This is a genomic window from Vibrio sp. 03_296 (assembly GCF_002265885.1).
On record NZ_NPKW01000134.1, the window covers coordinates 1 to 24,312 of the forward strand.

Genomic DNA, 24,312 nt, shown 5'->3' on the forward strand with positions numbered 1-24,312 from the left:
GCGACGTTTCGGCTTTATCAGCKACAAAGTGATGGGGGCGGTGTTTGTTTTCTTATCTCTTTGGATGTTATTGAATTTTAACTCGTGATAGATTGTTTGACCTAAAAGCCGGCGCCGCTGGCTTTTTTCTTAACTAGGGCTCGTAATAGCAAAAACCAAAGCATAAAAAACTAAGCCGGCGCCGCTGGCTTTTTTCTTAACTAGGGCTCGTAATAGCAAAAACCAAAGCATAAAAAACTAAGCCGCGATGCTTACGTTTAGCGTTGCGGGTAACGATCACACGGGAGGAAGGCGCATGGACTTGAAAACAGAATTTACCTTTGACCTACAAAATGAAGAATTTGAAACCATTCGTCAGGGGATTCGTGCTTACAATGCTCAACATCTTCCTGATGGCGAAGTGAAAAAGATCGGCTGTTTTGTTCGTAATGAGGACGGCAAATTGGTCGGCGGCCTAACGGGTGAGTGGTTTACCAACAGCGTCTTTGTGGAATTTCTTTGGTTAGATGAACACTACCGTCAACATGGCTTAGGCAGCCAATTGATGCAGCGTTTAGAACACGAGGTAAAACCTCAAGGGGTGACGGATATTTGTCTTGATACCTACAGTTTCCAAGCGTTGGATTTTTATCTCAAATTGGGGTTTGAGAAGGTTGGCCAATATAGCAATTACCCAGCAAAAGGCATCAATAAGTACTTCTTGCAAAAAGTCATTTAATCATTAGACAGGTATAGCAAAAGAGCACACTCATACGTCGAGTGTGCTCTTTGTTTTTATGACGATGACAAACTTTGTTGATGGGCTGCAATGAGCGTATTCATTTTGCTCTCGGCCTTAAACTGTGCGGTTTGGTAATCCAACTCAGCAGGAAAATCGCTAATCACCTCGTAGTAGCACTTCAGCTTCGGCTCAGTGCCTGAAGGGCGGACGATAACGCGTGAGCGATCTTCAAGGTGATAGATCAGAACATCGCTGGCAGGCAGGTTAATCGCTTCTGTCACGCCATTGGTCACGTATCGTAACGACGCTTTGAGATCTTCAATCACCGTTACTTTCTGCCCTGCTATGATTTTAGGCGGTTTGGCTCTCAGTTGGTCACCGATGGGTGGCGAATCAGGCGATAAGGCAATACTGCGCTGCGCGTTAAAATAGAAGCCATGTTGACGATAAAGCTGCTCTAATTTATCCCACAAGGTAAGGCCATTTTCTTTCAGTTGTGCCGTTAGCTGGGCAAACGCGACCAGCGCTGACAAACCGTCTTTATCCCAAACTTTATTGCCTACGGTGTAGCCTAGCGCTTCCTCATACGCAAACAGGAACTGCTTGTTATCGCTTTGCTGAGCCATAGCAACATTAGTGAGCCACTTAAAGCCTGTGAGCGTTTGGTAGTAATGGGCACCGTGCTGTTTGGCGATGTCAGCCAACAAGCGAGAAGAGACAATGGTGTTGCCAACCAGTTGTTTGCTGGCATCCACGCTGCTGAGGAGATAGTCGGCGAACAACGCACCCACTTGATCCCCTGTGAGCATTTGGTAGTTGCCATCCGGTTTGCGAACAGCAACGGCGAAGCGGTCGGCATCTGGGTCATTGGCACAAGCAATCTCTGCATCGACGGTTTTTGCCAGATCCATCACCATATCCATTGCCCCAGCTTCTTCTGGGTTCGGGAAGTTGACCGTCGGAAATGTGCCATCAGGCTCTCGTTGTTCAGGCACACTCAGTACATGAGTAAAACCGGCATCGGCCAGCAATGTCTCGGCCATCTCAGCGCCGACACCATGCATAGCGGTGTACGCGATGGAGATACCAACCGCATGGTCCGATTTTAACAATGGGTGAGTGTTCATCGCTTGGCGATACGTTTGGTAGTAGTCATCTTTGAGCCAAACCAAAAGGCCGTGTTTTTCCGCATCACTCAATGACATGAGAGGGATAGGTTTGTGCGTCGCTTGCTCAATCTCGCCGGCAATACCCGCGTCATGAGGTGGAATGATTTGTGCGCCATTTTCCCAATAGACTTTAAAGCCGTTGTATTCCGGTGGGTTGTGGCTTGCGGTAACCACTACTGCCGCAGCGGCATTAAACTGTTTGACACCAAATGCCACCACTGGTGTTGGGGCCACTTTATGGGTGAGGTAAACCTTAATACCCAACGCCGTGAGTACAGCGGCCGTGTCGTGAGCAAATTGCTTCGAATCGGTTCGGCCATCATAGCCAATCACCACACCACGACCAGCCGCGTTACGAATCGTCTCGATGAGATAATGTCCGAGCCCTGTCGCGGTTTCTTGAATGACAAGTCGGTTCATGCGATTTGGTCCCGAACCGACTTTTCCACGTAATCCGGCGGTACCAAATTCAAGCCTGCCGCGAAAACGGTCTTGCAATTCTTCCGTCATCTTCTCATCAATGAGGTACTGAAGTTCTTCACGGGTGCGTGGATCCGGATCTCTGGCCAACCAGTCGGTGACTTGTTTGAGCATACGATTTTTCCTTACTCTCTCTGTTTTCTTTAAATTAAATGATAATAAATATCATTTCCGTGATGCCAAACGATTACTGAAATCATAAAAATTTCATTTGTTCTAAAGATAGACAATTTCTCTACCTTAAGTGTTCTTATTGACAAGATTGTTTGTTGTTTTGTGGATATTTTCTTGAAGAAAGCCATAACTGAGTCTAGCTTTTTAACATAAATATAACAAAGAGTGTTGAAATCAGGGTTTTGCCCTTTTTTTACTGGTTTGTTCGGTAGTTGCAGTCCGAAATGATCAATCTCAACGTTGGCGCGGTGAGTCAGAGGAGACAGCTTTTGAAGAAACGATTTCTCACACTGATGGGGCTGTTTGACCTGATGCTAGTAGGCTTCGGTGCGCCAGCCATTGCATCGCAAACAGAGTTCAATATGACCCAAGGGGTCACACAGATCAGTCAGCAGGTGTATGAGCTGCACATGCTGATTTTTTATATCTGCTGTGCCATTGCATTGACTGTGTTTGGGGCCATGTTCTATGCCATTTTCAAACACCGAAAATCGAAAGGGGCCGTCGCCGCGCATTTTCATGAAAGCACCAAAGTGGAAGTGATATGGACGGTGATTCCGATTTTGATCCTCGTCGCGATGGCGATTCCTGCCACCAAAACGTTGGTAGCGATGGAGGACACATCTCAATCTGATCTGACGGTTAAAATTACCGGTTCTCAGTGGAAATGGCACTACAGCTATTTCGGGGAAGACGTTGAGTTTTTCAGTTTACTGGCGACCTCGCAAAAGCAGATTGATGGTCTTGAAGTTAAAGGGGCCAATTATTTGTTGGAAGTGGATAATCCTCTGGTCGTTCCCATCAATCGTAAGATCCGTTTTCTTCTCACTTCTGATGATGTCATTCATTCGTGGTGGGTGCCCGACTTTGCGGTGAAGAAAGATACTATCCCCGGTTTCATCAATGAAGCATGGACGCGCATCGACAAGCCCGGGGTATACCGTGGCCAGTGTGCTGAGTTGTGTGGTCGAGCGCATGGTTTTATGCCCGTAGTGGTGCATGCCATGGAAGAGAACGATTTTGAACAATGGCTTGCGAGCAAGAAAACCGAGTTAGCCGAAGCGAAACAAGCGGCAGCATCGGCACTGACGCAAACATTGTCGCTGGATGAGTTGATGGCTCAAGGTGAAGCAATTTACGCCGCGCGATGCGCGGTTTGCCATCAAGCCAATGGCATGGGGATCCCTGGAGCCTTTCCGGCCATTAAAGGCAGTGCGATTGCGACTGGGGATCGCGACAAGCACATCGACATTGTTCTTAATGGTAAAGCAGGAACCGCAATGCAAGCTTTTGCCAATCAGCTTTCCGAGCAAGAGATTGCTTCGGTGATCACGTATCAACGCAATGCCTTTGGTAATGACACAGGTGATGCGGTGCAAGCGGCTGACGTCAACGCCCATAAAGCGCAGAGTCGCGGGGAGGGACAATGAGTCAATTTGAAAAACCGGTCAAATCTGCGTCGGCAGAAAGTGAACTGCCTAGTGCTGTGGCAGTGGAAAGCGATGCTCATGAACATCATCAACCTTCTGGCATAGGCCGTTGGATCTACTCCACCAATCACAAAGACATTGGCACGCTCTACCTTTGGTTTAGCTTCATCATGTTTTTAACCGGTGGTGCGATGGCAATGGTTATTCGCGCCGAACTCTTTCAACCGGGTTTGCAATTGGTGGACCCGCAATTCTTTAATCAAATGACCACAGTTCACGGTTTGGTGATGGTGTTTGGCGCGGTGATGCCGGCCTTTACTGGCCTTGCCAACTGGATGATCCCGATGATGATTGGTGCGCCCGATATGGCGTTGCCAAGAATGAATAACTTGAGCTTTTGGATTTTGCCTTTTGCTTTTTTAATCCTCATTGGTTCGCTGTTTTTGCCCGGCGGCGGTCCTGATTTTGGTTGGACTTTCTATGCGCCACTTTCGACCAAGTATGGCCCCGATAGTACGGCGCTGTTTGTGTTTTCTGTGCACATTATGGGGATCAGCTCCATCATGGGCGCGATCAATGTGATAGTGACCATCGTCAATATGCGTGCACCGGGTATGACCTGGTTTAAGCTACCTATGTTCGTTTGGACTTGGTTGATTACGGCATTTTTGTTGATTGCTGTGATGCCCGTGTTGGCAGGGGCTGTGACCATGGTGCTGACCGATAAGTATTTCGGCACCAGTTTCTTTGACGCGGCGGGTGGTGGTGACCCTGTGATGTTCCAACACATCTTTTGGTTCTTCGGCCACCCTGAAGTCTACATCATGATTTTGCCGTCTTTCGGTATTGTCTCCGCCATCATCCCAGCGTTTAGTGGCAAAAAGCTTTTTGGCTATCATTCTATGGTTTACGCCACCTGCAGTATTGCATTGCTCTCGTTTGTTGTGTGGGCACACCATATGTTCACCACTGGCATGCCGGTATTTGCCGAGCTGTTCTTTATGTATTGCACCATGCTGATCGCTGTTCCGACTGGGGTTAAAGTGTTTAACTGGGTTGCGACTATGTGGCGCGGCTCGTTGACGTTTGAAACGCCGATGTTGTTTGCAATTGCCTTTATTGTGTTGTTCACCATTGGTGGTTTCTCCGGCCTGATGTTAGCGATTGTTCCAGCGGATTTTCAATATCACGACACCTATTTTGTGGTGGCCCATTTCCACTATGTACTGGTGTCTGGTGCTGTGTTCTCCATCATGGCGGCGGCCTATTATTGGTTGCCCAAGTGGACGGGGCATATGTACGACCAGCGGCTAAGTTTGTGGCATTTTTGGTGCTCGGTGATTTCAGTCAATGTCCTTTTTTTCCCAATGCATTTCCTTGGCTTGGCGGGTATGCCGCGACGTATTCCAGACTACGCGATTCAGTTTGCTGATGTGAATCAGATTGTCTCGATTGGCGGATTTGCCTTTGGCTTGTCGCAGCTTATCTTCCTCTGGTTGGTGATTAAATGCGTCAAAGGGGGTGACAAGGCCGCAGCCAAACCGTGGGAAAGAGCGGAAGGGTTGGAGTGGACAGTGCCAAGCCCAGCCCCACATCACACTTTCTCGACCCCGCCAAAAGTGGATTGAGGTGACATGATGACGAAAGGAAGATCGAATCACGTTCTGACTCTTAAGCTGACGATGGCGGCTTTGGCGATGTTTGGTTTCGGTTTTGCTTTGGTGCCTCTGTATGACGTGATGTGCGATGTGCTTGGCATCAATGGTAAAACCGATAACGTTGCCGTGGCGGCTCCGGTAGGGTTACAGATTGATACCAGCAGAACCATTCGCGTCGAGTTCATGGCGCATGTTTCACCGGATATGCCGTGGAGCTTCAAACCACAATCGGTCACGCTCAATGTGCATCCGGGAGAAGTGATTCAAACGGCGTATCTGGCGCAAAACCTCAGCCAAGAGATCTTAGTTGGTCAGGCCGTGCCTTCGGTGTCTCCGGGGCAGGGCGCAGCATTTTTCAACAAGATTGAGTGTTTTTGTTTTAATCGCCAACCCATTGAAGGAAATCAGTTGGCACAGATGCCACTGATTTTCTACATCGAGCCTGACTTACCAACCGAGATTCACACATTAACGCTCTCTTATACCTTGTATCGTTTACCCGTTGAACAAGCCGACAGAGAGAAACTCGCGCAACTATCTGGACTCAAGGAGGCAACCAATCCAGTGCCTCAGGGAGCTGAGCTATGAGTAACAAACATCCGTCCTATTACGTTCCTGCCCAAAGCAATTGGCCGATTCTTGGCGCTTTTGCGCTGTTTATGATTGCTGTCGGGGCTGGCATGACCGTTCAGGGAACGCAAATAGAAGGGCCCGTGGGGCCAATCGGCAATGTGATTTTAATCATCGGTTTTTTCACCTTGCTGTATATGTTGGCAGGGTGGTTTAGCAATGTGATCACCGAGTCACTCACCGGAAAATACAGCGAGCAGATTGCCCGCTCGTTTCGACAAGGAATGAGTTGGTTTATTTTTTCTGAGGTGATGTTTTTCGGGGCGTTTTTTGGTGCGCTTTTCTATGCAAGAATGGTGGCAGTGCCGTGGCTTGGCGGGGCCGATAACAATGTGATGACGCATGAGATCTTATGGCCAAGCTTTGAAGCCCTGTGGCCTTTGACCACCACACCGTCTGGTCAAGAAACACATGCGATGCCATGGCAGGGAATCCCTTTGGTTAACACCATCATTTTGTTGACCTCATCGATTACCCTGCATTTGGCGCATACCAGCTTAGAGAAAAATCAACGTATGGCGTTGATTGTTTGGTTGGAGATCACCATCGTTCTTGCGGGCTTCTTCCTTTTCTATCAAGTAGAAGAATATGCCCATGCTTATCAGGAAATGGGATTGACACTGCAATCGGGCATTTATGGCAATACCTTCTTCCTCTTGACGGGTTTTCACGGCATGCATGTGTTCTTGGGTACGACGTTTTTGATCGTGTTACTCGGACGCATCGCCAAAGACCATTTTACGCCGAAAGATCATTTCGCCTTTCAAGCGGGTAGTTGGTATTGGCATTTTGTTGACGTGGTTTGGCTCTGTTTGTTTGTTTTTGTCTACGTTCTGTAATGCAATCAATTTAGTATGGTCTTGGGTTGGGTTCTACCCAACCTGTTGTTAATGCAATCAGCAGAAACAGCACGACCAATGCGGAGAGCATCACTCTGCGCCCCAAATAGTGGCTCATGGATTTCCCATTGGGAGAAGAGTCGGCTCGCACCATATGGAATAGGGCTAAACCCAAGTTGGCAATAATGAACAATAGCAAAAGAACCAGTATCAATTTGAATAGAAATATCGGCATAGTGACTCCGAAAGCTGCGTTGATCCGATCGCCCGGCGCCATTGTCGCCGCATTGTTAACTTTGGTCGTATTTACCCTGTTGGTCAAACTGGGTTTATGGCAGCTCTCGCGTGCAGAGGAAAAATCGCAACTTGAAATAGAGTTACAACAGCGTGCTTTGCAAGCACCGCAGCCCTTGCTTGATGTGCTCAACGTGGAACACGCAGCCGCGTTTTCGGTGACGGGAGTGAGAGTGGAAACCAATGTCGCGCCAAGTGCGTTGCCCATTGTGCTGCTCGACAACCAAACGTGGAACGGGAAAGTGGGTTATCTCGCTTATCAAGTGATGGCATTGATGGATGAACCGGGAAGTTATCTGCTGGTGGAACTCGGTTTTGTCGACGGTGGTTTACAACGCCAATCTCTCCCCAAAGTACAAGGCTTTCATGAGCCTCTGTTTTTAACCGGGCGGTTGTACCAAAAATCCGTTAACCCATTGAGTGACCGCCTCCATTTAGAACTGAGTGATCCCATACGAGTGCAAAACATGGTGATAGCGGATCTCAGTAAACAACTCAACGTAAGTCTCATACCGACATTGTTTCAGCCTGATAACCTCACCCATTGGCCCTATCCTCAACCTTGGCAGCCACTGAATATGGGGAGTCAAAAACATTTTGCCTATGCGATGCAGTGGTTCGCGATGGCTCTGGTTCTATTGTTGATTTCTTCGATGATTTTTGTTCGCTACCTACGCATTCGCCGCAAGGAGGTGTCGCATGATTTCCACACAAAATAGAGGGCGTTTCATTCTGCTGCTGTTGGTTTTCACATTTGCTTTGCCCGCCATTGTCGCGAAGGTGGTATTGGAACAACATTGGTACCAATCCGGTGTTTCAAATAAAGGGGAGTTAATAGAACCCTACACCACCTTACAAAGTCTCGGGCAGGAGAACCCATTTCAGGGAAAAGGGTGGCAACTGGCGTATTTGTTGCCCACGTCTTGTGAAGCACTTTGCCAGCAGCAACTTCATCTCTTAGGCCAAAATCATCTCGCTTTGGGCAAATATCAAGAGAGAGTCGAAGCAGTAGTTTGGGCATTTTCTCCAACAACAACTAATCTTAATTATGAGCAGGTTGTGATAACAAAACAGATTGAAAGCGTTTTGAAACCGGGGGATATGGTGATCGTCGATCCACTAGGTCAGTTGGTGATGCGCTACCCAGTGAATGCCACCAAGTCACTCATAGAGCAAAATAAAGAAATACTCTCAGATCTGAGGAAGCTGCTTAAACTTTCGCGAGTTGGTTGAAGGGGAGGGAACCATGAATCTTCATCGGATTATGGTACAAATTGCGTTGGTGTTAACGTCGGTGGTGATACTACTTGGTGCTTACACGCGGCTTTCTGATGCAGGGTTGGGATGCCCTGACTGGCCCGGTTGTTACGGCCATCTCACGGTGCCGAATACCGCGGCGGAATTGAGCGTCGTAGAGGATAACTTTCCAGGCATGATGGTTGAGCCAAGCAAAGCGTGGCTGGAAATGATTCATCGCTATTTTGCAGGTAGCTTGGGTGTGCTGATTTTCGCCATTACGTTACTCTGTCTGTTTAAAGCCAAAGCACCGAAGGTGGTGCCGATTGTGCTCTCACTGTTGGTTGTTGCTCAAGCGTTGCTAGGTATGTGGACTGTGACCATGAAACTCATGCCAGTGGTGGTGATGGCGCATTTGCTCGGTGGCTTCTTACTGTTTGTGTTGCTTGCGATTCTCTATTGCCAACTCAAACCAACCGAATTTATGGTGGACTGGCAGTTTGTCGATCCCAGACTGCGGTTTTTCTCATTTTTCGTTATCGCCGTGGTGGCTTTGCAAATCCTTTTAGGCGGGTGGACGTCATCCAATTACGCGGCACTAATGTGCAGTGAACTGCCGATTTGTGAAGGGGATTGGGTAAGCTATCTGGATTGGAAGAACGCGTTCGATTTTTGGAGTTTAGGCCACCACACCTATGAGTTTGGCGTTTTGGAATACCCAGCCAGAATGACCATTCACGTCACGCATCGTATCGGCGCCATGGTTACATTTTTCTGTGTGATGACCTACTGTTTTTGGCTCTATCAACAAAGCGAACCTATCGTTCAGCAACTGGCCATTGCGATTGGGTTGATTCTGTTGGCACAGGTGGGATTGGGCATCAGTAATGTTCTCTATCAGTTGCCACTCTCTGTCGCGGTGGCTCACAACTTAGGTGCCGCACTACTGATTATGTTGGTGAGTGTGAGCAGCTATGTGCTTTGGCAGGAACAGCCGGGTATAGAACTCAATTTCGAGGGATTTAAATATGAGTAAAACATTATCCGTCGACAAGCCACAAACACGATCTTCATGGAGTACTTACTGGACGCTTACCAAGCCCAAAGTGGTCGCGTTGATGTTGTTGACATCAGTGGTTGGAATGAGCTTGGCGCCTCATGAGCAGTTTACGTGGCATCAGGCACTGATCGCCTTGATCGGCATTGCGCTCATGGCGGGATCGGCGGCAGCGTTCAATCATCTGATTGATAGAAGAATCGATGCCAAAATGGCAAGAACATATCGTCGGCCGCTTCCTAAAGGGGATGTCAGCCCCTTCAATGTGCTGTTGTTTGCGCTTCTGATTGGTTCGTTAGGGTTTCTATCGCTAATGCTTTGGGTAAATAGCCTCACTGCCTATCTCACCTTTGCCAGTTTGTTGGGCTATGCGGTGGTTTATACGCTCTATTTAAAACGAGCGACCCCTCAAAATATCGTGATTGCAGGTATTGCTGGTGCGATGCCGCCTTTATTGGGTTGGACATCGATAACGGGTGAGTTACATCCTCATGCATGGTTGTTGGTGATGATCATTTTCATTTGGACCCCTCCGCATTTTTGGGCGTTGGCGATTCACAGAAAAGAGGATTATGCCAAGGTGAATATCCCCATGCTGCCAGTGACGCATGGCGTTGAATACACCAAAACGTCGATTCTTCTCTATGCCATTCTGCTGGCGTTGGTTTGTATGCTGCCCGTATTGGTTGGAATGGCCAGCTATCTCTATTTATTTAGTGCACTGGTGCTGAATGTCTGTTTTGTGCTGTATGCGATAAAACTCAAGTTTCGAGCTGAAGAACGCACCGCGATCGAGATGTTTCGTTTCTCGATCTACTTTTTGTTGCTGTTGTTTTGCGCTTTGTTACTTGATCAGAAACTGGCTGGGTAAGTTGCGACTCATCCTCTTTGTCTTGCGATGGAGAAGCATGCTGAGAATCGATGGGATGGTGGTTAAGATGGCAAAAAGGGAGCAACTTGCTCCCTTTTGTCATAATGTCACAGGCTTACTGTGCTGGTTGTTGTAGCTCTTGGTACTCAAAGCTAGGAATCGTCACTTCTACACGACGGTTTTGAGCACGACCTTCAGCTGTTTTGTTTGAAGCAATAGGTTGAGATTCACCGGCACCACGCACCTTAAGCTGCTCTGCTTTTACACCTTGCTCGACCAAGTAATCCGCGACCGCTTGAGCGCGCTGCTCAGAGATACGTTGGTTCACTTTTTCAGAGCCGGTTGAATCGGTATGGCCAACAATTTCAGCTTCTGCATCTGGGTATTTAATCAATACTTCAGCCAATGGAGCTAACGCTTGTTTACCGCCAGCAGACAATTTGCTGCTGCCTGTTGCGAATAGCTCTTGGTTGTATTGCTGATTAGAGAATTTGGTCACCCACTCTGGTTTAGGTTCAGGTTTTGGCTCTTCAGCTAAAAGAATTGGTTCAGCAACAGGCTCTTCTTGCTTCACTTCTTCAGCTGGTCTTGGCTCAACTGCCGTTTCATTAGCTGCCGCCGCCGCAGTGGCTGCTGAGCTGGCACCACCAAACAGATAGGTAATACCGATACCAAAGAAATTCGCGTCCATATCTTTCACGATGTCATCGGACATATCTTGATAACGCTGGTACTCTGCACGCGCTTTAAAGCTTTCGGTTAATGCGTATTCAAGCCCCAAAGAGCCAGTCGGAACAAGGTCTTTGTCATCGCCATAGATCATGTATGCCGCGCCAATTTTGGCAAAAGCATCGAGTTTTTCATTCAGTGGTAGGCTGAACTTCGGTGCCAGTGTGTAAGCGGCCAGCTTTGCTTCAGAGAAATAACCGTTAGAGAAGTTCGTTTCATGCTCACCAAGAAGGTCGATCCCTAGCTCAGCAGAGACATGTTTGCTGAAGTTGTAGCCGTAATAAAGGCCAAAACCTGCGGACTCGTCGTCACACTTTGAGCTTACGTAACAAGCGTCGTCTAGATTTACATAGCCAATTTTGCCCCCGAAATAGAGATCTGACCAAGCTGCGTTCGCTGTTGCTGAGAAAAAACCACTGCTAGCGAGCACCGCAGATAGGGTGACGGCTAATTTTTTCATATATTTTCCTTAATTTACGCTTAAGTTCATCAATGTGCATATTGGTGCTGTTTAATATATTTTAAAAATCACCAATTCCAATTTGATGTGTTTATTTTTTCTCATTCTAGTAACAAAATGTAATTGAAAAAATAGCATTCCAACCAATAGATTCGTACAAATGCTAATTTCTAAAGAATAAGACAACTATGTTTGAGTGTAATTATTTTTTTACATGGTGTGTAAAGCGTAAAATTATTTAAAAATTTGCCTTCTTTTAAAAAAAGTGCTTGCGGTATTGTTTTTCTGCCGATAAGTTACTTGCCTATACCAAGAAGAAAGGGCGGTCGGTAGCCGTATCCCTAAAATTTTCGCCCAGAGATAGTGATAGGAAGAAGCAATGTTCCAAACAGATGATGTAAGAATTAATAACGTTAAAGAGTTACTTCCACCAGTAGCTGTTTTAGAGAAGTACCCAGCGACTGAAACCGCTTCTTCGACAACCTTCCAATCGAGAAATGACATTCACAACATTCTCATCGGCAAAGACGATCGTCTGCTGGTTATTGTCGGCCCTTGCTCTATCCACGATCCTGTAGCCGCGGTTGAATACGGCAAGCGTTTGAAAACGCTGCGTGACGAACTCAAAGGTGATCTTGAAATTGTTATGCGCGTTTACTTTGAAAAGCCACGTACCACGGTGGGCTGGAAAGGTTTGATTAATGACCCGTACCTCAACGATACCTACAAGTTGAATGATGGTTTACGCATGGGCCGAAAACTGTTGTTGGATCTTACCGATATGGGTCTTCCAACGGCGAGTGAGTTCCTTGACATGATCACACCACAGTATGTGGCAGATTTGATCAGTTGGGGTGCTATTGGTGCGCGTACCACGGAATCTCAGGTTCACCGTGAACTGGCCTCGGGTCTTTCTTGTCCGGTTGGTTTTAAAAATGGCACGGATGGCAACATTAAGATTGCAAGTGATGCGATTCGCTCAGCAAGTGCTTCTCACCATTTCCTATCGGTAACGAAATACGGCCATTCTGCTATCGTTGAAACCGCGGGTAATCCAGACTGCCACATTATTTTGCGTGGTGGTAAAGAGCCAAACTACAGTGCAGCGCATGTTTCAGCAGTAAAAGAAGAGCTAGCTACATCGGGTTTACCACAAAAAGTAATGATCGACTTCAGCCACGCCAACAGCTCCAAGCAGTATAAGCGTCAAATGTTGGTCGCCGACGATGTCTCTGAGCAGCTAGCGGCCGGTGAAGAAGCTATCTTTGGGGTGATGATCGAATCACATCTTGTGGAAGGTCGACAAGATCTTGTGGAAGGTAAAGCGGCGACTTATGGTCAGTCGATTACCGACGCTTGTATCGGTTGGGAAGATACTGAAACTGTGCTTCGCCAATTGGCAAATGCAGTGGCAGCTCGTCGAGCAAAATAGCCCTGTTTCGTCACCCATTGTGTTATTGAGTAAGCCAGCGATTCGCTGGCTTTTCTTTTTCAATGTGATGCGCAATGAAAAGAGCGATAAGAGTCCTGCTTTTGCGAGCCATAGAGAAGGTGCTAACTTCTGTCTATTTTAAAATCACTCATGTCTTTTGTTCTCATTTTAGCTCACACCATATTGATATTAAGAAACTGGATGTGTGTGAAATGTGTTGGTTAGTTTAAAATTTGATATCAACATTTTGTAATAAAGAGAAATATTGTGTATATATCTGCCCACAATTACTCTCCATAACAAAAGTTTATAATGTCAGCACTTATTTCTAATTCAGCTCATGAAACTCTCCTGAAAGAGCACGAACAGCTCGTTTCTACTACTGATTTAAAAGGTGTGATCACCTATTGTAACGAGGCATTTTGCCGAATCGCCGAATTCAGTGAACAAGAACTGTTGGGTGAAAACCACAATATTGTGCGTCACAGTGATATGCCCAAAGCGGCATTTGGCGATATGTGGCAAAACCTAAAGCAAGGGAAAGCTTGGCGAGGTATCGTGAAAAATCGAACCAAGTCAGGTGGTTTTTACTGGGTTGATGCCTATGTGACGCCCATTTATGAAAATGGTGTGATGTCTGGCTACCAATCAGTGCGTGTTAAGCCAAAACGCGAATGGGTCGAGATAGCGTCCAAAGCCTATCACTCTTTACTGGATGCGGAGCGAAATGGCCGGCAGTGGTCACTCAAACTGAATGATTCACTTCGATACGCGATCTTGCTGGGTTCTATCTCGGCACCGGTGCTTGCGCAAATGCTGAGTTTGGACGGCACATATTCTGTTTTGGCCAACTTGATGCCTTTGACTACATTGGCACTGCTGTTTAGGCAAGAGTTAATTGATACACCTCAGCAGTTAAAGGCGCTACAAAGTAAATTTGATAGCGTGAGTCGTTTAATTTATTCCGGAAAAAACCAGTTCTCTATCGCTGATTTTCATTTAAAAATGGCGTCGGCTCGCATTCGCACGGTCCTGGGGCGGATGACGGATTCTGCTAGACCTTTACAGCAATTAGCAGATGATTTGAGTGCGACGACAGAGGAAGTGTCACAAGCGTTGGGTCAGCAGGCGTCGGATATTCGCCAAGTTCAACAAGCAACGGACTCGATGGAGGTGGCGGCTCGATCAGTAGTGAGCAGCACGCAAGACGCTGATCGCCTAATCGAAGAAACAGCTCAGCGCTGTGTTGCAGCAAAGCAAAGTATCGATCAAACCCATCGGAACTTAGAACAGTTGATGCTGCAGGCTGAAAAAGCGACGGCAACAACGTATCAGTTATCCGAACAGGCACAGAAAGTCAGTCAGTTTATGGAGGAAATTGGTGGCATTGCGGAACAAACGAACTTACTGGCTTTGAACGCTGCGATTGAAGCGGCTAGGGCCGGTGAGCAAGGTCGAGGTTTCGCGGTGGTCGCTGATGAAGTTCGTGCATTGTCGGGCAGAACGTCAAATGCCACACTGCAAATTAGAAGCAGTATCGACACCATGCTGGCTACCATTCAATCTTGGCAAAACGACATTCTAGAGAATAAACAGCAAACGGAATCGTGTTCAGAAGTCGCCGCAATCAGCGCTGAACGATTATTGGAGGTGGAGAAAATGATGTGCTCTATGAGTCAATTGATGGAGACAGTAGCAGCGTCGGCGGACAATCAAATGCAACTCTCCAGTCAGGTGAATCAACACATTCATTCGATTGTGACCACTTCGGAACAAAATCTTGCAGCGACCTATTCCGTGGAAGAAAACAGCCAGAAGCTGAAGTCTCGAGTGGACGATTTCTATCAGCTTGCCTATCGATTTGAAGAGAAATAGGTGCAGCGATGATAAAAGCAAACCCCGTCGCTGTTTGATTCGGCGGGTTCTAACCTTTTTTCTGCAAACTCTCCACCGTGTATGGGTTCGATTGCATCCACTCTTCTCGCCATGCAATAAATTCTTCCAAGGCTATTGGTTTGCTTACACAATAGCCTTGTATTTCATTACAGCCTAGCTCTTTAAGTGATTCAAATAAGGCGTAGGATTCCACGCCTTCTGCCACCACCTGTAACCCTAAACTATGCGCAAGGTGGATGGTGGAACTCACGATCACCTTATCATTTGGATTTTCCAGCATGTTTAAGACAAACGATTTGTCGACTTTCAATTCATTGACGGGTAACCGCTGTAGATAGCCAAGGGAAGAATAGCCAGTACCAAAGTCATCGATAGAGAGATGAAAGCCCATTTGAGACAACTGCAGCAACGTCAGTTCTGATGTTGCTGGATCATCCATGATGGCGCTTTCCGTGATTTCTAAACAGAGGCCACTGGCAGGAACATTGTATTCGCTGAGCCAGTGTTTTAAGTCATCGATTAGTTGCGGGTTAATCAAATCCCACGTCGAGAGATTGACCGAAATGGTCAGTTGACCGGAGAGTGGTTGTAACTCGCGCCAATGCTGAATTACTTGTTGTATCATCCAGCGCGTCAACTCCCTTACATAACCCGTTTGTTCAGCAAAAGGGACAAAGAAGAAGGGGGCAAGCAAGCCTCTTTCCGGATGCTGCCAACGAATCAGCGCCTCTGCTGACGACACCACTTTGGTTGTGGCCGTGACTTTGGGTTGAAGATAGACGCGTAACTCGTTTTGTAATAGCGCCTTCCTCAATTCTGACAATAGCGAAAGGTTCTCTGGAATGGCGGTGACTAAGGCACTGTCGTAGAAAACCACTTGTTCTTTTTTGCGTTTGGCGCTGTACATGGCGATCTGGGAGGCGTTGATTAAGCTGTCGACATCCACGCCATCGCTTGGCCAAGTGGCGACTCCGATAGAGACACTGATATCAATTGGGGTATCGTTGATATAGAAAGGGGTATCAAGACGTTGCTTGAGCGTCGCAACACTGTCAGCCAGCTCACCACTGTTGGTTTTAATTTCACACACAAACTCGTCACCACTGATTCGAGCCGCAAAAAGAGAAATGCTTTCCGAGGTTAACGTGAGTCTTTGCGCCATCTCTTGCAACACCGCATCGCCAACATGGTAACCCAGTACATCATTGATGTGTTTGAAGCGGTCTAGGTTGATGGTGATGACCGAAATTGACTTGAGCGACGGATGGGCCAGCGCTTGTTTCAAGTGTTGTCGGAAGTGTTCCCGGTTTGGAAGATGCGTCAAAGTATCGAAGTAAGCGAGTTGAGTGATGGTCTGTTTTTGCTCCTCAAGACGTCCGCGCATTTGATCAAATCCCCGTGTCAGTTGACCAATTTCATCAGGACGCTGTGTACCTTCAATCGTTGCCGTGTAGTTGCCGTCGGCGAGTGCTTTGGTTGCTTTGGTGAGTGTGATTAAAGGGCGGATAACGCGATGAGATAAGGCGAGAACGGCAAGAGTGAAGAGCACAATCGCCAATCCAGATACCCATAAATATTGAGACGCAAGCTTATCAAAGCGAAGGCTTGCCGCATCCAAAGATTCAAGGAAAACAACGTGAATCCAATGCTGGTTCGGCAGTTTTTCCGTCAGCGTTTCGGTGACGAAGATTCTGTCGGCGATGGAGCGATCCTGCATAGTTGAACTCGCGATGGTACGAGGTTCAGGCAAGGAAGAGAAGTAGGCTTTTATTGGCGCTTCGTTCGATACCACGTAAATGTTCGATGAATCGCTGAGAGATGAAAGTAGCGCAATATCAACTCCAGCCAATTGGCTTGCAAGACTGATTCGCTGGTGGGAGATCTCAAAACCAAACAGCACATAACCAATAATGCGCGGCGCTCTGATTGGCGCGAGGACAAACTGAGTCGGCTTACCTTTGTAGATCATGAGATGGTATGGCCTCGCGGTCGTAAACTGTTTAATGGCGGTGACGAGATCTTTGCGTGAGGCTTCGGAAATGTTGTCTTCAGACAGCGCCTGCAATTCCCATTGGTGATCGATAAGCACAGCAATAGAGGCATCCACCCTGGCTGCGTTGTTTTGCAGTGCTGAGGTAATAGTTTGTTGATCTTGGGTGGCTACCGCGGTGCGAAAGCCAAAATCAGACGCCAGTAGGTCGGCGTTTTCTTGTAAACGGAAACTGGCTTGAGTCAATAACTGATCCCATACTCGCTTCGAGACCTCGAGCGTCTCTCGTATCTCTTCGCGAATGTGGGCTTCTACCGTCACTTGCACCAATGCGTAACTGACAAATTGGATCGAAATGAGAAAGGCAAGAACGAACGTGATAAACCGACGGGAAAGACTAGTCCTTAGGTAGTGGCCAGATAGCGAGTTCACAGATTCCCTCCTAACGCGGGCATCACCACTTCGACAGCAGCATTGTTTTCAGTTAAAACGGCGTTTTGAGTGACTAAGGGAGAGCCAAAGGGTAACGCAGAATGCCACACTTCAATCTGATAGGTATCGGCCTGTTGCTGAGTGAAATACACTTCACCTTGATTGTTTGTTTTGGCAAAGAGTGGCGTGTCGGAGACTAGAATCCATGCCAGCATGCTATCGTGAATATTGCAGCCAATCTCAACAACCCCCGCCTTATCAAACACGACGGGTTTTTCAGGCCGACCTGAATAGAGTTTGAGTTCAAATGTTTTTGCGTTTGAGAACGAGTAAACATGGTGTCGAACTCTATCACGATTAGGAAATTCGACAGCACTGCCTTTGGTGATCACCAATACATTCGGGGTAAAAGTTCGGTGGTTTTGGCTTAATTCAGTCACAGGCATCGGCTGGAGAGACTGAAGAAGCGCTTCTGACTTGAGAAGCACGACCGCGTTTTCAAGAGGTTCCCCTTGTTCAGTGAGCACCCTTACCGTCAAATCCGCGGCGAAGCAGGGCAAGGAAACTAGAGACAACCACAGTATGTGAATAGTTCGTTTGCTCACGATGTTATTTCCTCAATAGCTTAGGGGTGTTTTTGGATCTGGCATCGCTTCTTGTGACGGCTTGATAGCGGTGATGTTTTAACTATAGATGAAAGATGGCAAACAGAATGTTTGATGCAAGAAGAAAGCGGTTTGTGCGTTTGTTCAGCCAGTGGAAGGTGGGCAAAATCGACGGGTGTGTTAGCCTCGCTCGACATGGCAAGGATAATAAAAAGCCCCGCTAAATAAAGCAGGGCTTTGAGTTTGATTTGTCTGAAATCGTGATTACGCGAGAAGTTCTTTCGCTGTGTTCACTACGTTTTCTACAGTGAAACCAAACATTTCGAACAGCTGGTCAGCAGGTGCTGATTCACCGAAAGTCGTCATACCGATGATGCGACCGTCGAAGCCTACGTACTTGTACCAGAAATCCGCAATGCCCGCTTCGATAGCGATACGTGCTGTTACGTCTGATGGCAATACAGATTCACGGTAAGCCGCGTCTTGCTTGTCGAAAGTATCAGTAGCAGGCATTGAAACCACACGCACTTTCTTACCTTCAGCGGTTAGTTGTTCAGCCGCTTTCACTGCTAGCTCAACTTCTGAACCCGTCGCGATTAGGATCAGCTCAGGCTTACCATCGCTGTCTTTCAGGATGTAACCACCTTTGGCGATGTCTGCCACTTGCTCAGCACTGCGTGGTTGCTGTGCTAGGTTTTGACGAGAGAAAATCAGTGCCGATGGACCATCTTTACGCTCAATCGCCAGTTTCCATGCAACTGCCGATTCCACTTGGTCACATGGACGCCATGTGCTCATGTTTGGCGTTAGACGCAGTGATGCGATTTGCTCAACCGGTTGGTGAGTTGGGCCATCTTCGCCAAGACCGATAGAATCGTGCGTGTACACTTGGATGTTCTGAATCTTCATCAGAGCCGCCATGCGCATTGCGTTACGTGCGTATTCCATGAACATCAGGAAGGTTGCGCCGTAAGGTACGAAACCGCCGTGTAGCGCGATACCGTTCATGATCGCTGTCATACCGAATTCACGTACTCCATAGTGGATGTAGTTACCAGAGAAGTCGTTTGCTTCTAGCGACTTAGAACCCGACCACATGGTGAGGTTAGAAGGCGCTAGGTCAGCAGAGCCGCCCATGAATTCTGGCAGCATTTTACCAAACGCTTCTAGCGCGTTTTGCGATGCTTTACGTGATGCGATGTTCGCTGGGTTTGCTTGAAGATCTGCAATGATTTGGTTTGCTTTCTCTTCCCACTGAGCTGGAAGCTCGCCATTTACGCGGCGTTTGAACTCTGCGGCAAGCTCTGGATATGCTGCTTCATAAGCTGCAAATTTCTCGTTCCACGCTGCTTCCTTAGCTGCGCCTGCTTCCTTCGCTGACCATTCTGCGTACACTTCTTGCGGAATTTCAAAAGGACCGTGCTCCCAACCTAGTTCTTTACGTGTTGCTGCAATTTCTTCCGCACCTAGTGGTGCTCCGTGACAGTCGTGTGAACCCGATTTGTTTGGTGAACCAAAACCGATGATAGTTTTAGTACAGATTAGAGTTGGGCGAGGATCTGCTTTAGCRGCTTCAATTGCTGCGTTGATCGCTTCAGCATTGTGACCATCCACWGCTGGGATAACGTGCCAGCCGTAMGCTTCGAAACGCTTAGGCGTATCGTCAGARAACCARCCTTCAACGTGACCGTCGATAGAGATGCCGTTGTCATCCCAGAATGCAATCAGTTTACCAAGRCCTAGCGTACCCGCTAGAGARCAWGCCTCGTGCGAGATACCTTCCATCAGACAGCCATCACCCATGAACACGTAAGTGAAGTGGTCAACGATGTCGTGGCCWGSTTTGTTGAACTGCGCTGCGAGCGCTTTCTCAGCCATTGCCATACCAACCGCGTTGGTGATGCCTTGACCTAGAGGGCCCGTYGTTGTTTCGATACCAGGCGCGTAGCCGTATTCTGGGTGGCCCGGAGTCTTAGAATGCAATTGACGGAAGTTTTTCAGATCATCGATAGAAAGCTCGTAACCGCTWAGGTGCAGTAGCGAGTAAATCAGCATCGAGCCGTGGCCGTTAGAGAGTACRAAACGGTCGCGATCAGCCCACTCTGGGTTTGATGGGTTGTGGTTTAGGTGGCCACGCCAAAGAACTTCAGCGATGTCCGCCATACCCATAGGTGCGCCTGGGTGGCCTGAGTTTGCTTTTTGTACGCCGTCCATGCTGAGTGCGCGGATTGCATTAGCGAGATGTTTACGAGAAGGCATGTCTGCTCCTGAGTGCATTAAGCGAATTGATAACATAGAAAATCGAGTGGTGATTATTTTCGCAAAGCAATCTCTCGACTGCAAACGATTTACCTGAACAATTTGTGGAAATGTAAGCGACTTAATGCCATTTCACTGAGAAAAAAACATTTTCTCACTCGATTAAGCAAACGTTTGGTTTTCGCTAATAATAAAAAAGAGCTTGTAATTCGAGCATTCAAAACTAGAATAGACGTCTAGATGTAGAAACACCTACAAAAATTATTGTATTTCCTACTGCTGGAGCATGCATTCTCACAGCAGATTAGATTAATAAAAGTGGAGCTCTCATGGCTAAGCACCTGTTTACTTCTGAGTCGGTTTCAGAAGGTCATCCAGATAAAATTGCAGACCAGATTTCTGATGCGGTTCTTGATGCGATTCTTGAACAAGACCCAAAAGCGCGTGTTGCATGTGAAACGTACGTAAAAACTGGCATGGTAATGGTCGGTGGTGAAATCACCACTTCTGCATGGGTTGATATCGAAGAGTTAACTCGTGAAACTGTGCGTGAAATTGGTTATGTACATTCAGATATGGGTTTCGATGCAAACTCATGTGCAGTACTGAACACTATCGGTAAACAGTCTCCAGACATCAACCAAGGTGTTGATAAAGCCGATCCTAAAGAGCAAGGCGCGGGCGACCAAGGCATCATGTTCGGTTACGCATGTAACGAAACTGAAGTTCTTATGCCAGCACCCATCACTTACGCTCACCGTTTGATGGAGCGTCAAGCAAAAGTTCGTAAAGATGGCACACTGCCATGGTTGCGTCCTGATGCAAAATCACAGGTTACTTTCCAATACGAGCAAGGCAAAATTGTTGGTATTGATGCGGTTGTTCTTTCAACTCAGCACTGCGATTCTATCTCCACTCCAGATCTTCGCGAAGCGGTTATGGAAGAGATCATCAAGCCAGTTCTTCCTTCTGAATGGCTAAACAAAGAAACCAAATACTTCATCAACCCAACCGGTCGTTTCGTTATCGGTGGTCCTATGGGTGACTGTGGTTTGACTGGTCGTAAGATCATCGTTGATACCTACGGCGGCGCAGCTCGTCACGGTGGTGGTGCTTTCTCTGGTAAAGATCCATCGAAAGTAGACCGTTCTGCCGCATACGCAGCGCGTTACGTAGCGAAAAACATCGTCGCAGCTGGTATGGCTGACCGTTGTGAAATCCAACTTTCTTACGCAATCGGTGTTGCGGATCCAACCTCTATCATGGTTGAAACATTCGGTACCGAGAAAGTATCTCACGACATCATCATTGAAGCGGTGCGTCAGTTCTTCGACCTACGTCCATACGGTCTACAAGAAATGCTGAATCTACTTCAGCCAATCTACAAGAAGACTGCAGCATACGGTCACTTCGGTCGCGAAGAGTTCCCATGGGAAGCGACTGACAAAGCAGCACTACTGCGCGAGTTTGCTGGTATCAAGTAAGATACAACTCATCTCACTATCCAAAGCCTTCGCCAAATGCGAAGGCTTTTTCATTTGTGCGACGAAAAATTCGCCATGGCATTTGTATTTTTAACTAACTCCAACGATAGTTAAATAAATGTTAAATGAGATTTATCTCTCATCTTAACGACAACAAAACAGATGCTAACGGTAATAAAAGAGAGCTTGCCCCGCATCTGAAACCTACTGACAGTCAACGTCAGTCTGACAGTGAATCGATCAAGGAGGAGCTATGCCTCGTACCGTAGACCCATCGGATCTGGAGCAAAAACGAAAGGACGTGCCCGATCACGAATACGCTCGCACTATTCCATGTAACCAACTCAGTGTGTCCGCCCCGTTTCACTGGCTAGCACTTGGCTTGCATGACTTCATTCGAATGCCACTTATCAGCGCCTTTTATGGCTTATGCTTCATGGCTGCCGCCATCGGTATTGTGCTGCTGGTTGAATGGCAAGGAACTCATTTGGTGGTAATGCCCAGCTTGGTGGTATACATGCTCATCGGCCCATTTCTTGCGCTTGGTTTGTATGATGCCAGTTGGGAAAGAGAACGCGGCCATAGCGCCAGCCTACTCCACTCAATGAAAGCCATTGGACGCAACTCTTCTTCTCAATGGGCCTTTGCGGTGCTGTTAGCGGTGTGCATGATTTTCTGGATGCGCATTGCCGCTTTACTCCATGCCCTCTACCCTTCTGTGCAAGGCGCACCACTTACAGAGTTTCTTCCTTTCTTAGTGATTGGTTCACTCGTTGGTTTCGTCCTGGCCAGTATCGTCTTCAGCATTTCTGCGTTTTCGATTCCGATGATGATGGAACGCCGAGTCGATATGATGACAGCGGTTTTCAGCAGCTTTAATGCCGTGAAGTCCAACATTCCGGCAATGATTGTTTGGGCAGCCATTATTGCTGGTGGCATTCTGATTGGCTTTGCCACTTACGGCATTGGTATGCTCTTCACCATGCCGATACTTGGCTACGCCACGTGGCACGCCTACCATGAAACCATCAAGAAAAAACACCACTAGGGTCTTTACCCCTAGAAGCATCAACAGATAATGCTATTATTTGCCCTCATCACACCATGAGGGCAAATTTTTGATGAAAAAGATCGAGTTTGAGCTGCACTACCAAGCCCAAAAAGCACTGCACGCTTGTATCGATAAAGCCAACCACTACTTTCAGCGCCAGTTTCCAATGCCACTTCTTAGCTATCAATTAAGAGGCAAAGCGGCAGGTAAGGCGTATCTGCAACTCAATCAAATTCGTCTTAACCCGATTTTGTTCAAAGAGAACAAAACGGCTTTCTTGGAAGAAGTGATTCCTCATGAAGTGGCTCACTTGCTCACTTATCAGTTATATGGCCGAGTTAAACCTCATGGCGTAGAATGGCAATCCATCATGCAAGGCGTCTTTCTCTTGCCCGCCAACACAACGCATCAATTTGCAGTTGCTTCCGTGCAAGGAAAAACCTTCCAATATCGCTGCCAATGTCGCGAGTTTCCGTTAACCATCCGTCGCCACAACAAAGTTCTGCGTAATGAGGCCAGCTATACCTGCCAAAAGTGCCGACAAACCTTGCTCTTCACCGGTGTCCAACTCTCATAGCGTGGCACTCTCCCCCTGTTGCTATTTATTAACTTACTTATTACATTGAATAAAATACGCGTGCTAGAATGCTAAAAGTCATACTTTTTAAAGACTTTTAGCATGAAGCGATTACTCATTTTTATTGCCTCGTTCACTGCCTTTGCGATCCAGGCCGCGCCACCCAGCTCCTTCTCAGCCGCCAAACAACAGGCGGTGAAGATCTACCAAGATCATCCCGTTAGCTTTTACTGTGGCTGCGACATTGAATGGCAAGGCAAGAAAGGCGTTCCTAACTTGGAGGCATGCGGTTACCAAGTACGCAAGCAGCAAACTCGCGCCTCGCGTATTGAATGGGAGCATGTCGTCCCCGCTTGGCAATTTGGCCACCAGCGTCAATGCTGGCAAAAAGGTGGACGCAAAAACTGCAGTAAAAATGATCAACAGTTTCGCTTGATGGAAGCGGACTTACACAACCTCACGCCAGCGATCGGCGAAGTCAATGGCGATCGTTCAAACTTCAACTTCAGTCAGTGGAATGGCGTAGATGGTGTCAGCTATGGGCGCTGTGAAATGCAGGTCAACTTCAAACAACGTAAAGTCATGCCGCCAGACAGAGCACGCGGCTCTATTGCACGTACTTATCTTTACATGAGCCAAGAGTATGGCTTTCAGCTTTCCAAGCAACAACAGCAACTGATGCAGGCTTGGAACAAATCATACCCCGTTGATGAATGGGAGTGCACAAGAGATGATCGCATTGCCAAGATTCAAGGCAATCATAATCCGTTTGTGCAGCAATCCTGTACCGTGAGATAAAAATATCCCAGCGCTTTGGCTGGGATATATGTTAGGAGCA

The 24,312-nt window shown here is 47.4% G+C and carries 21 protein-coding genes; 15 read left to right on the forward strand and 6 right to left on the reverse strand.

Annotated elements, in window-relative coordinates:
• Window positions 1–295 precede the first annotated feature (295 nt).
• Window positions 296–718 (forward strand): GNAT family N-acetyltransferase, encoded by a 423-nt coding sequence (locus CIK04_RS16870; protein ID WP_038939872.1) that lies wholly within the window; start codon window positions 296–298, stop codon window positions 716–718.
• 56 nt (window positions 719–774) lie between these two features.
• On the opposite strand, the gene CIK04_RS16875 is transcribed toward CIK04_RS16870, so the two are convergent.
• Window positions 775–2,484 carry a phospho-sugar mutase gene (locus tag CIK04_RS16875; protein WP_097352171.1) on the reverse strand — a complete coding sequence of 570 codons (1,710 nt, stop codon included), beginning with the start codon at window positions 2,482–2,484 and terminating at the stop codon, window positions 775–777.
• 353 nt (window positions 2,485–2,837) lie between these two features.
• On the opposite strand from CIK04_RS16875, the gene coxB reads away from it, so the two are divergent.
• Genes coxB through CIK04_RS16895 form a run of 4 tightly spaced genes read left to right on the forward strand, consistent with a single transcriptional unit; the run spans window position 2,838 to window position 7,101 of the window.
• Entirely contained in the window at window positions 2,838–3,974 is a 1,137-nt protein-coding gene (coxB, locus tag CIK04_RS16880; RefSeq protein WP_232708608.1) for a cytochrome c oxidase subunit II, read from the forward strand.
• Window positions 3,971–5,602 (forward strand): cytochrome c oxidase subunit I, encoded by a 1,632-nt coding sequence (ctaD, locus tag CIK04_RS16885; RefSeq protein WP_097352170.1) that lies wholly within the window; start codon window positions 3,971–3,973, stop codon window positions 5,600–5,602. The genes coxB and ctaD overlap by 4 nt, the downstream gene beginning before the upstream one ends.
• A 6-nt stretch (window positions 5,603–5,608) precedes the next feature.
• On the forward strand, window positions 5,609–6,220 hold the full coding sequence (locus CIK04_RS16890) for a cytochrome c oxidase assembly protein (protein WP_017419618.1): 612 nt from the start codon (window positions 5,609–5,611) through the stop codon (window positions 6,218–6,220).
• Complete coding sequence (locus tag CIK04_RS16895; RefSeq protein ID WP_097352169.1) at window positions 6,217–7,101, forward strand: cytochrome c oxidase subunit 3; 885 nt, start codon at window positions 6,217–6,219, stop codon at window positions 7,099–7,101. Before CIK04_RS16890 ends, CIK04_RS16895 begins: the two co-directional genes overlap by 4 nt.
• A 10-nt stretch (window positions 7,102–7,111) precedes the next feature.
• Here the strand turns inward: CIK04_RS16895 and CIK04_RS16900 are convergent, their stop codons facing one another.
• Window positions 7,112–7,336 (reverse strand): DUF2909 domain-containing protein, encoded by a 225-nt coding sequence (locus CIK04_RS16900; protein ID WP_015728103.1) that lies wholly within the window; start codon window positions 7,334–7,336, stop codon window positions 7,112–7,114.
• A gap of 1 nt (window position 7,337) precedes the next feature.
• Between CIK04_RS16900 and CIK04_RS16905 the strand changes: the two genes are divergently transcribed.
• From CIK04_RS16905 to cyoE, 4 genes are read left to right on the forward strand one after another with little or no spacing between them, the layout of a single operon-like run.
• The gene (locus tag CIK04_RS16905) at window positions 7,338–8,114 is read left to right on the forward strand and encodes an SURF1 family protein (protein ID WP_039537446.1); all 777 of its coding nucleotides are present in this window, start codon (window positions 7,338–7,340) and stop codon (window positions 8,112–8,114) included.
• Window positions 8,095–8,628 (forward strand): hypothetical protein, encoded by a 534-nt coding sequence (locus CIK04_RS16910; RefSeq protein ID WP_038969018.1) that lies wholly within the window; start codon window positions 8,095–8,097, stop codon window positions 8,626–8,628. The genes CIK04_RS16905 and CIK04_RS16910 overlap by 20 nt, the downstream gene beginning before the upstream one ends.
• A 13-nt stretch (window positions 8,629–8,641) precedes the next feature.
• The gene (locus tag CIK04_RS16915) at window positions 8,642–9,667 is read left to right on the forward strand and encodes a heme A synthase (protein ID WP_176463362.1); all 1,026 of its coding nucleotides are present in this window, start codon (window positions 8,642–8,644) and stop codon (window positions 9,665–9,667) included.
• Complete coding sequence (gene cyoE / locus CIK04_RS16920; RefSeq protein WP_097352167.1) at window positions 9,660–10,559, forward strand: heme o synthase; 900 nt, start codon at window positions 9,660–9,662, stop codon at window positions 10,557–10,559. The genes CIK04_RS16915 and cyoE overlap by 8 nt, the downstream gene beginning before the upstream one ends.
• A gap of 115 nt (window positions 10,560–10,674) precedes the next feature.
• Here cyoE and CIK04_RS16925 read toward each other — a convergent pair whose 3' ends face one another.
• Window positions 10,675–11,748, reverse strand: coding sequence for an OmpA family protein (locus tag CIK04_RS16925; protein ID WP_038939858.1), 1,074 nt, complete (start codon window positions 11,746–11,748; stop codon window positions 10,675–10,677).
• A gap of 379 nt (window positions 11,749–12,127) precedes the next feature.
• Between CIK04_RS16925 and aroG the strand changes: the two genes are divergently transcribed.
• On the forward strand, window positions 12,128–13,180 hold the full coding sequence (aroG, locus tag CIK04_RS16930; protein ID WP_017419625.1) for a 3-deoxy-7-phosphoheptulonate synthase AroG: 1,053 nt from the start codon (window positions 12,128–12,130) through the stop codon (window positions 13,178–13,180).
• 312 nt (window positions 13,181–13,492) lie between these two features.
• Window positions 13,493–15,055, forward strand: coding sequence for a methyl-accepting chemotaxis protein (locus CIK04_RS16935; protein ID WP_097352166.1), 1,563 nt, complete (start codon window positions 13,493–13,495; stop codon window positions 15,053–15,055).
• A gap of 49 nt (window positions 15,056–15,104) precedes the next feature.
• Here CIK04_RS16935 and CIK04_RS16940 read toward each other — a convergent pair whose 3' ends face one another.
• From CIK04_RS16940 to tkt, 3 genes are all read right to left on the reverse strand, one after another.
• Window positions 15,105–17,498 (reverse strand): EAL domain-containing protein, encoded by a 2,394-nt coding sequence (locus CIK04_RS16940; RefSeq protein ID WP_097352165.1) that lies wholly within the window; start codon window positions 17,496–17,498, stop codon window positions 15,105–15,107.
• A complete protein-coding gene (locus CIK04_RS16945; protein ID WP_176463363.1) occupies window positions 17,495–18,103 on the reverse strand; it encodes a methylamine utilization protein in 609 nt (202 codons plus the stop codon). Before CIK04_RS16945 ends, CIK04_RS16940 begins: the two co-directional genes overlap by 4 nt.
• A 264-nt stretch (window positions 18,104–18,367) precedes the next feature.
• The gene (gene tkt / locus CIK04_RS16950) at window positions 18,368–20,362 is read right to left on the reverse strand and encodes a transketolase (RefSeq protein ID WP_128824634.1); all 1,995 of its coding nucleotides are present in this window, start codon (window positions 20,360–20,362) and stop codon (window positions 18,368–18,370) included.
• A gap of 329 nt (window positions 20,363–20,691) precedes the next feature.
• On the opposite strand from tkt, the gene metK reads away from it, so the two are divergent.
• From metK to CIK04_RS16970, 4 genes are all read left to right on the forward strand, one after another.
• Window positions 20,692–21,846: a methionine adenosyltransferase gene (gene metK / locus CIK04_RS16955; RefSeq protein WP_011079472.1), complete on the forward strand. Its 1,155-nt coding sequence runs from the start codon at window positions 20,692–20,694 to the stop codon at window positions 21,844–21,846.
• Window positions 21,847–22,099: 253 nt separating this feature from the next.
• Entirely contained in the window at window positions 22,100–22,894 is a 795-nt protein-coding gene (locus CIK04_RS16960) for a DUF2189 domain-containing protein (protein ID WP_038941472.1), read from the forward strand.
• 73 nt (window positions 22,895–22,967) lie between these two features.
• Window positions 22,968–23,474 (forward strand): SprT family zinc-dependent metalloprotease, encoded by a 507-nt coding sequence (locus CIK04_RS16965; protein WP_097353558.1) that lies wholly within the window; start codon window positions 22,968–22,970, stop codon window positions 23,472–23,474.
• Window positions 23,475–23,576: 102 nt separating this feature from the next.
• Entirely contained in the window at window positions 23,577–24,272 is a 696-nt protein-coding gene (locus CIK04_RS16970) for an endonuclease (RefSeq protein ID WP_038941475.1), read from the forward strand.
• Window positions 24,273–24,312 lie beyond the last annotated feature (40 nt).

Coding starts and splice junctions, on each gene's coding strand:
- CIK04_RS16870 (WP_038939872.1), top strand. CDS start 296: ATGGACTTGAAAACAGAATTTACCTTTGACCTACAAAATGAAGAATTT.
- CIK04_RS16875 (WP_097352171.1), bottom strand. CDS start 2,484: ATGCTCAAACAAGTCACCGACTGGTTGGCCAGAGATCCGGATCCACGC.
- coxB (WP_232708608.1), top strand. CDS start 2,838: ATGGGGCTGTTTGACCTGATGCTAGTAGGCTTCGGTGCGCCAGCCATT.
- ctaD (WP_097352170.1), top strand. CDS start 3,971: ATGAGTCAATTTGAAAAACCGGTCAAATCTGCGTCGGCAGAAAGTGAA.
- CIK04_RS16890 (WP_017419618.1), top strand. CDS start 5,609: ATGATGACGAAAGGAAGATCGAATCACGTTCTGACTCTTAAGCTGACG.
- CIK04_RS16895 (WP_097352169.1), top strand. CDS start 6,217: ATGAGTAACAAACATCCGTCCTATTACGTTCCTGCCCAAAGCAATTGG.
- CIK04_RS16900 (WP_015728103.1), bottom strand. CDS start 7,336: ATGCCGATATTTCTATTCAAATTGATACTGGTTCTTTTGCTATTGTTC.
- CIK04_RS16910 (WP_038969018.1), top strand. CDS start 8,095: ATGATTTCCACACAAAATAGAGGGCGTTTCATTCTGCTGCTGTTGGTT.
- CIK04_RS16915 (WP_176463362.1), top strand. CDS start 8,642: ATGAATCTTCATCGGATTATGGTACAAATTGCGTTGGTGTTAACGTCG.
- cyoE (WP_097352167.1), top strand. CDS start 9,660: ATGAGTAAAACATTATCCGTCGACAAGCCACAAACACGATCTTCATGG.
- CIK04_RS16925 (WP_038939858.1), bottom strand. CDS start 11,748: ATGAAAAAATTAGCCGTCACCCTATCTGCGGTGCTCGCTAGCAGTGGT.
- aroG (WP_017419625.1), top strand. CDS start 12,128: ATGTTCCAAACAGATGATGTAAGAATTAATAACGTTAAAGAGTTACTT.
- CIK04_RS16935 (WP_097352166.1), top strand. CDS start 13,493: ATGTCAGCACTTATTTCTAATTCAGCTCATGAAACTCTCCTGAAAGAG.
- metK (WP_011079472.1), top strand. CDS start 20,692: ATGGCTAAGCACCTGTTTACTTCTGAGTCGGTTTCAGAAGGTCATCCA.
- CIK04_RS16960 (WP_038941472.1), top strand. CDS start 22,100: ATGCCTCGTACCGTAGACCCATCGGATCTGGAGCAAAAACGAAAGGAC.
- CIK04_RS16965 (WP_097353558.1), top strand. CDS start 22,968: ATGAAAAAGATCGAGTTTGAGCTGCACTACCAAGCCCAAAAAGCACTG.
- CIK04_RS16970 (WP_038941475.1), top strand. CDS start 23,577: ATGAAGCGATTACTCATTTTTATTGCCTCGTTCACTGCCTTTGCGATC.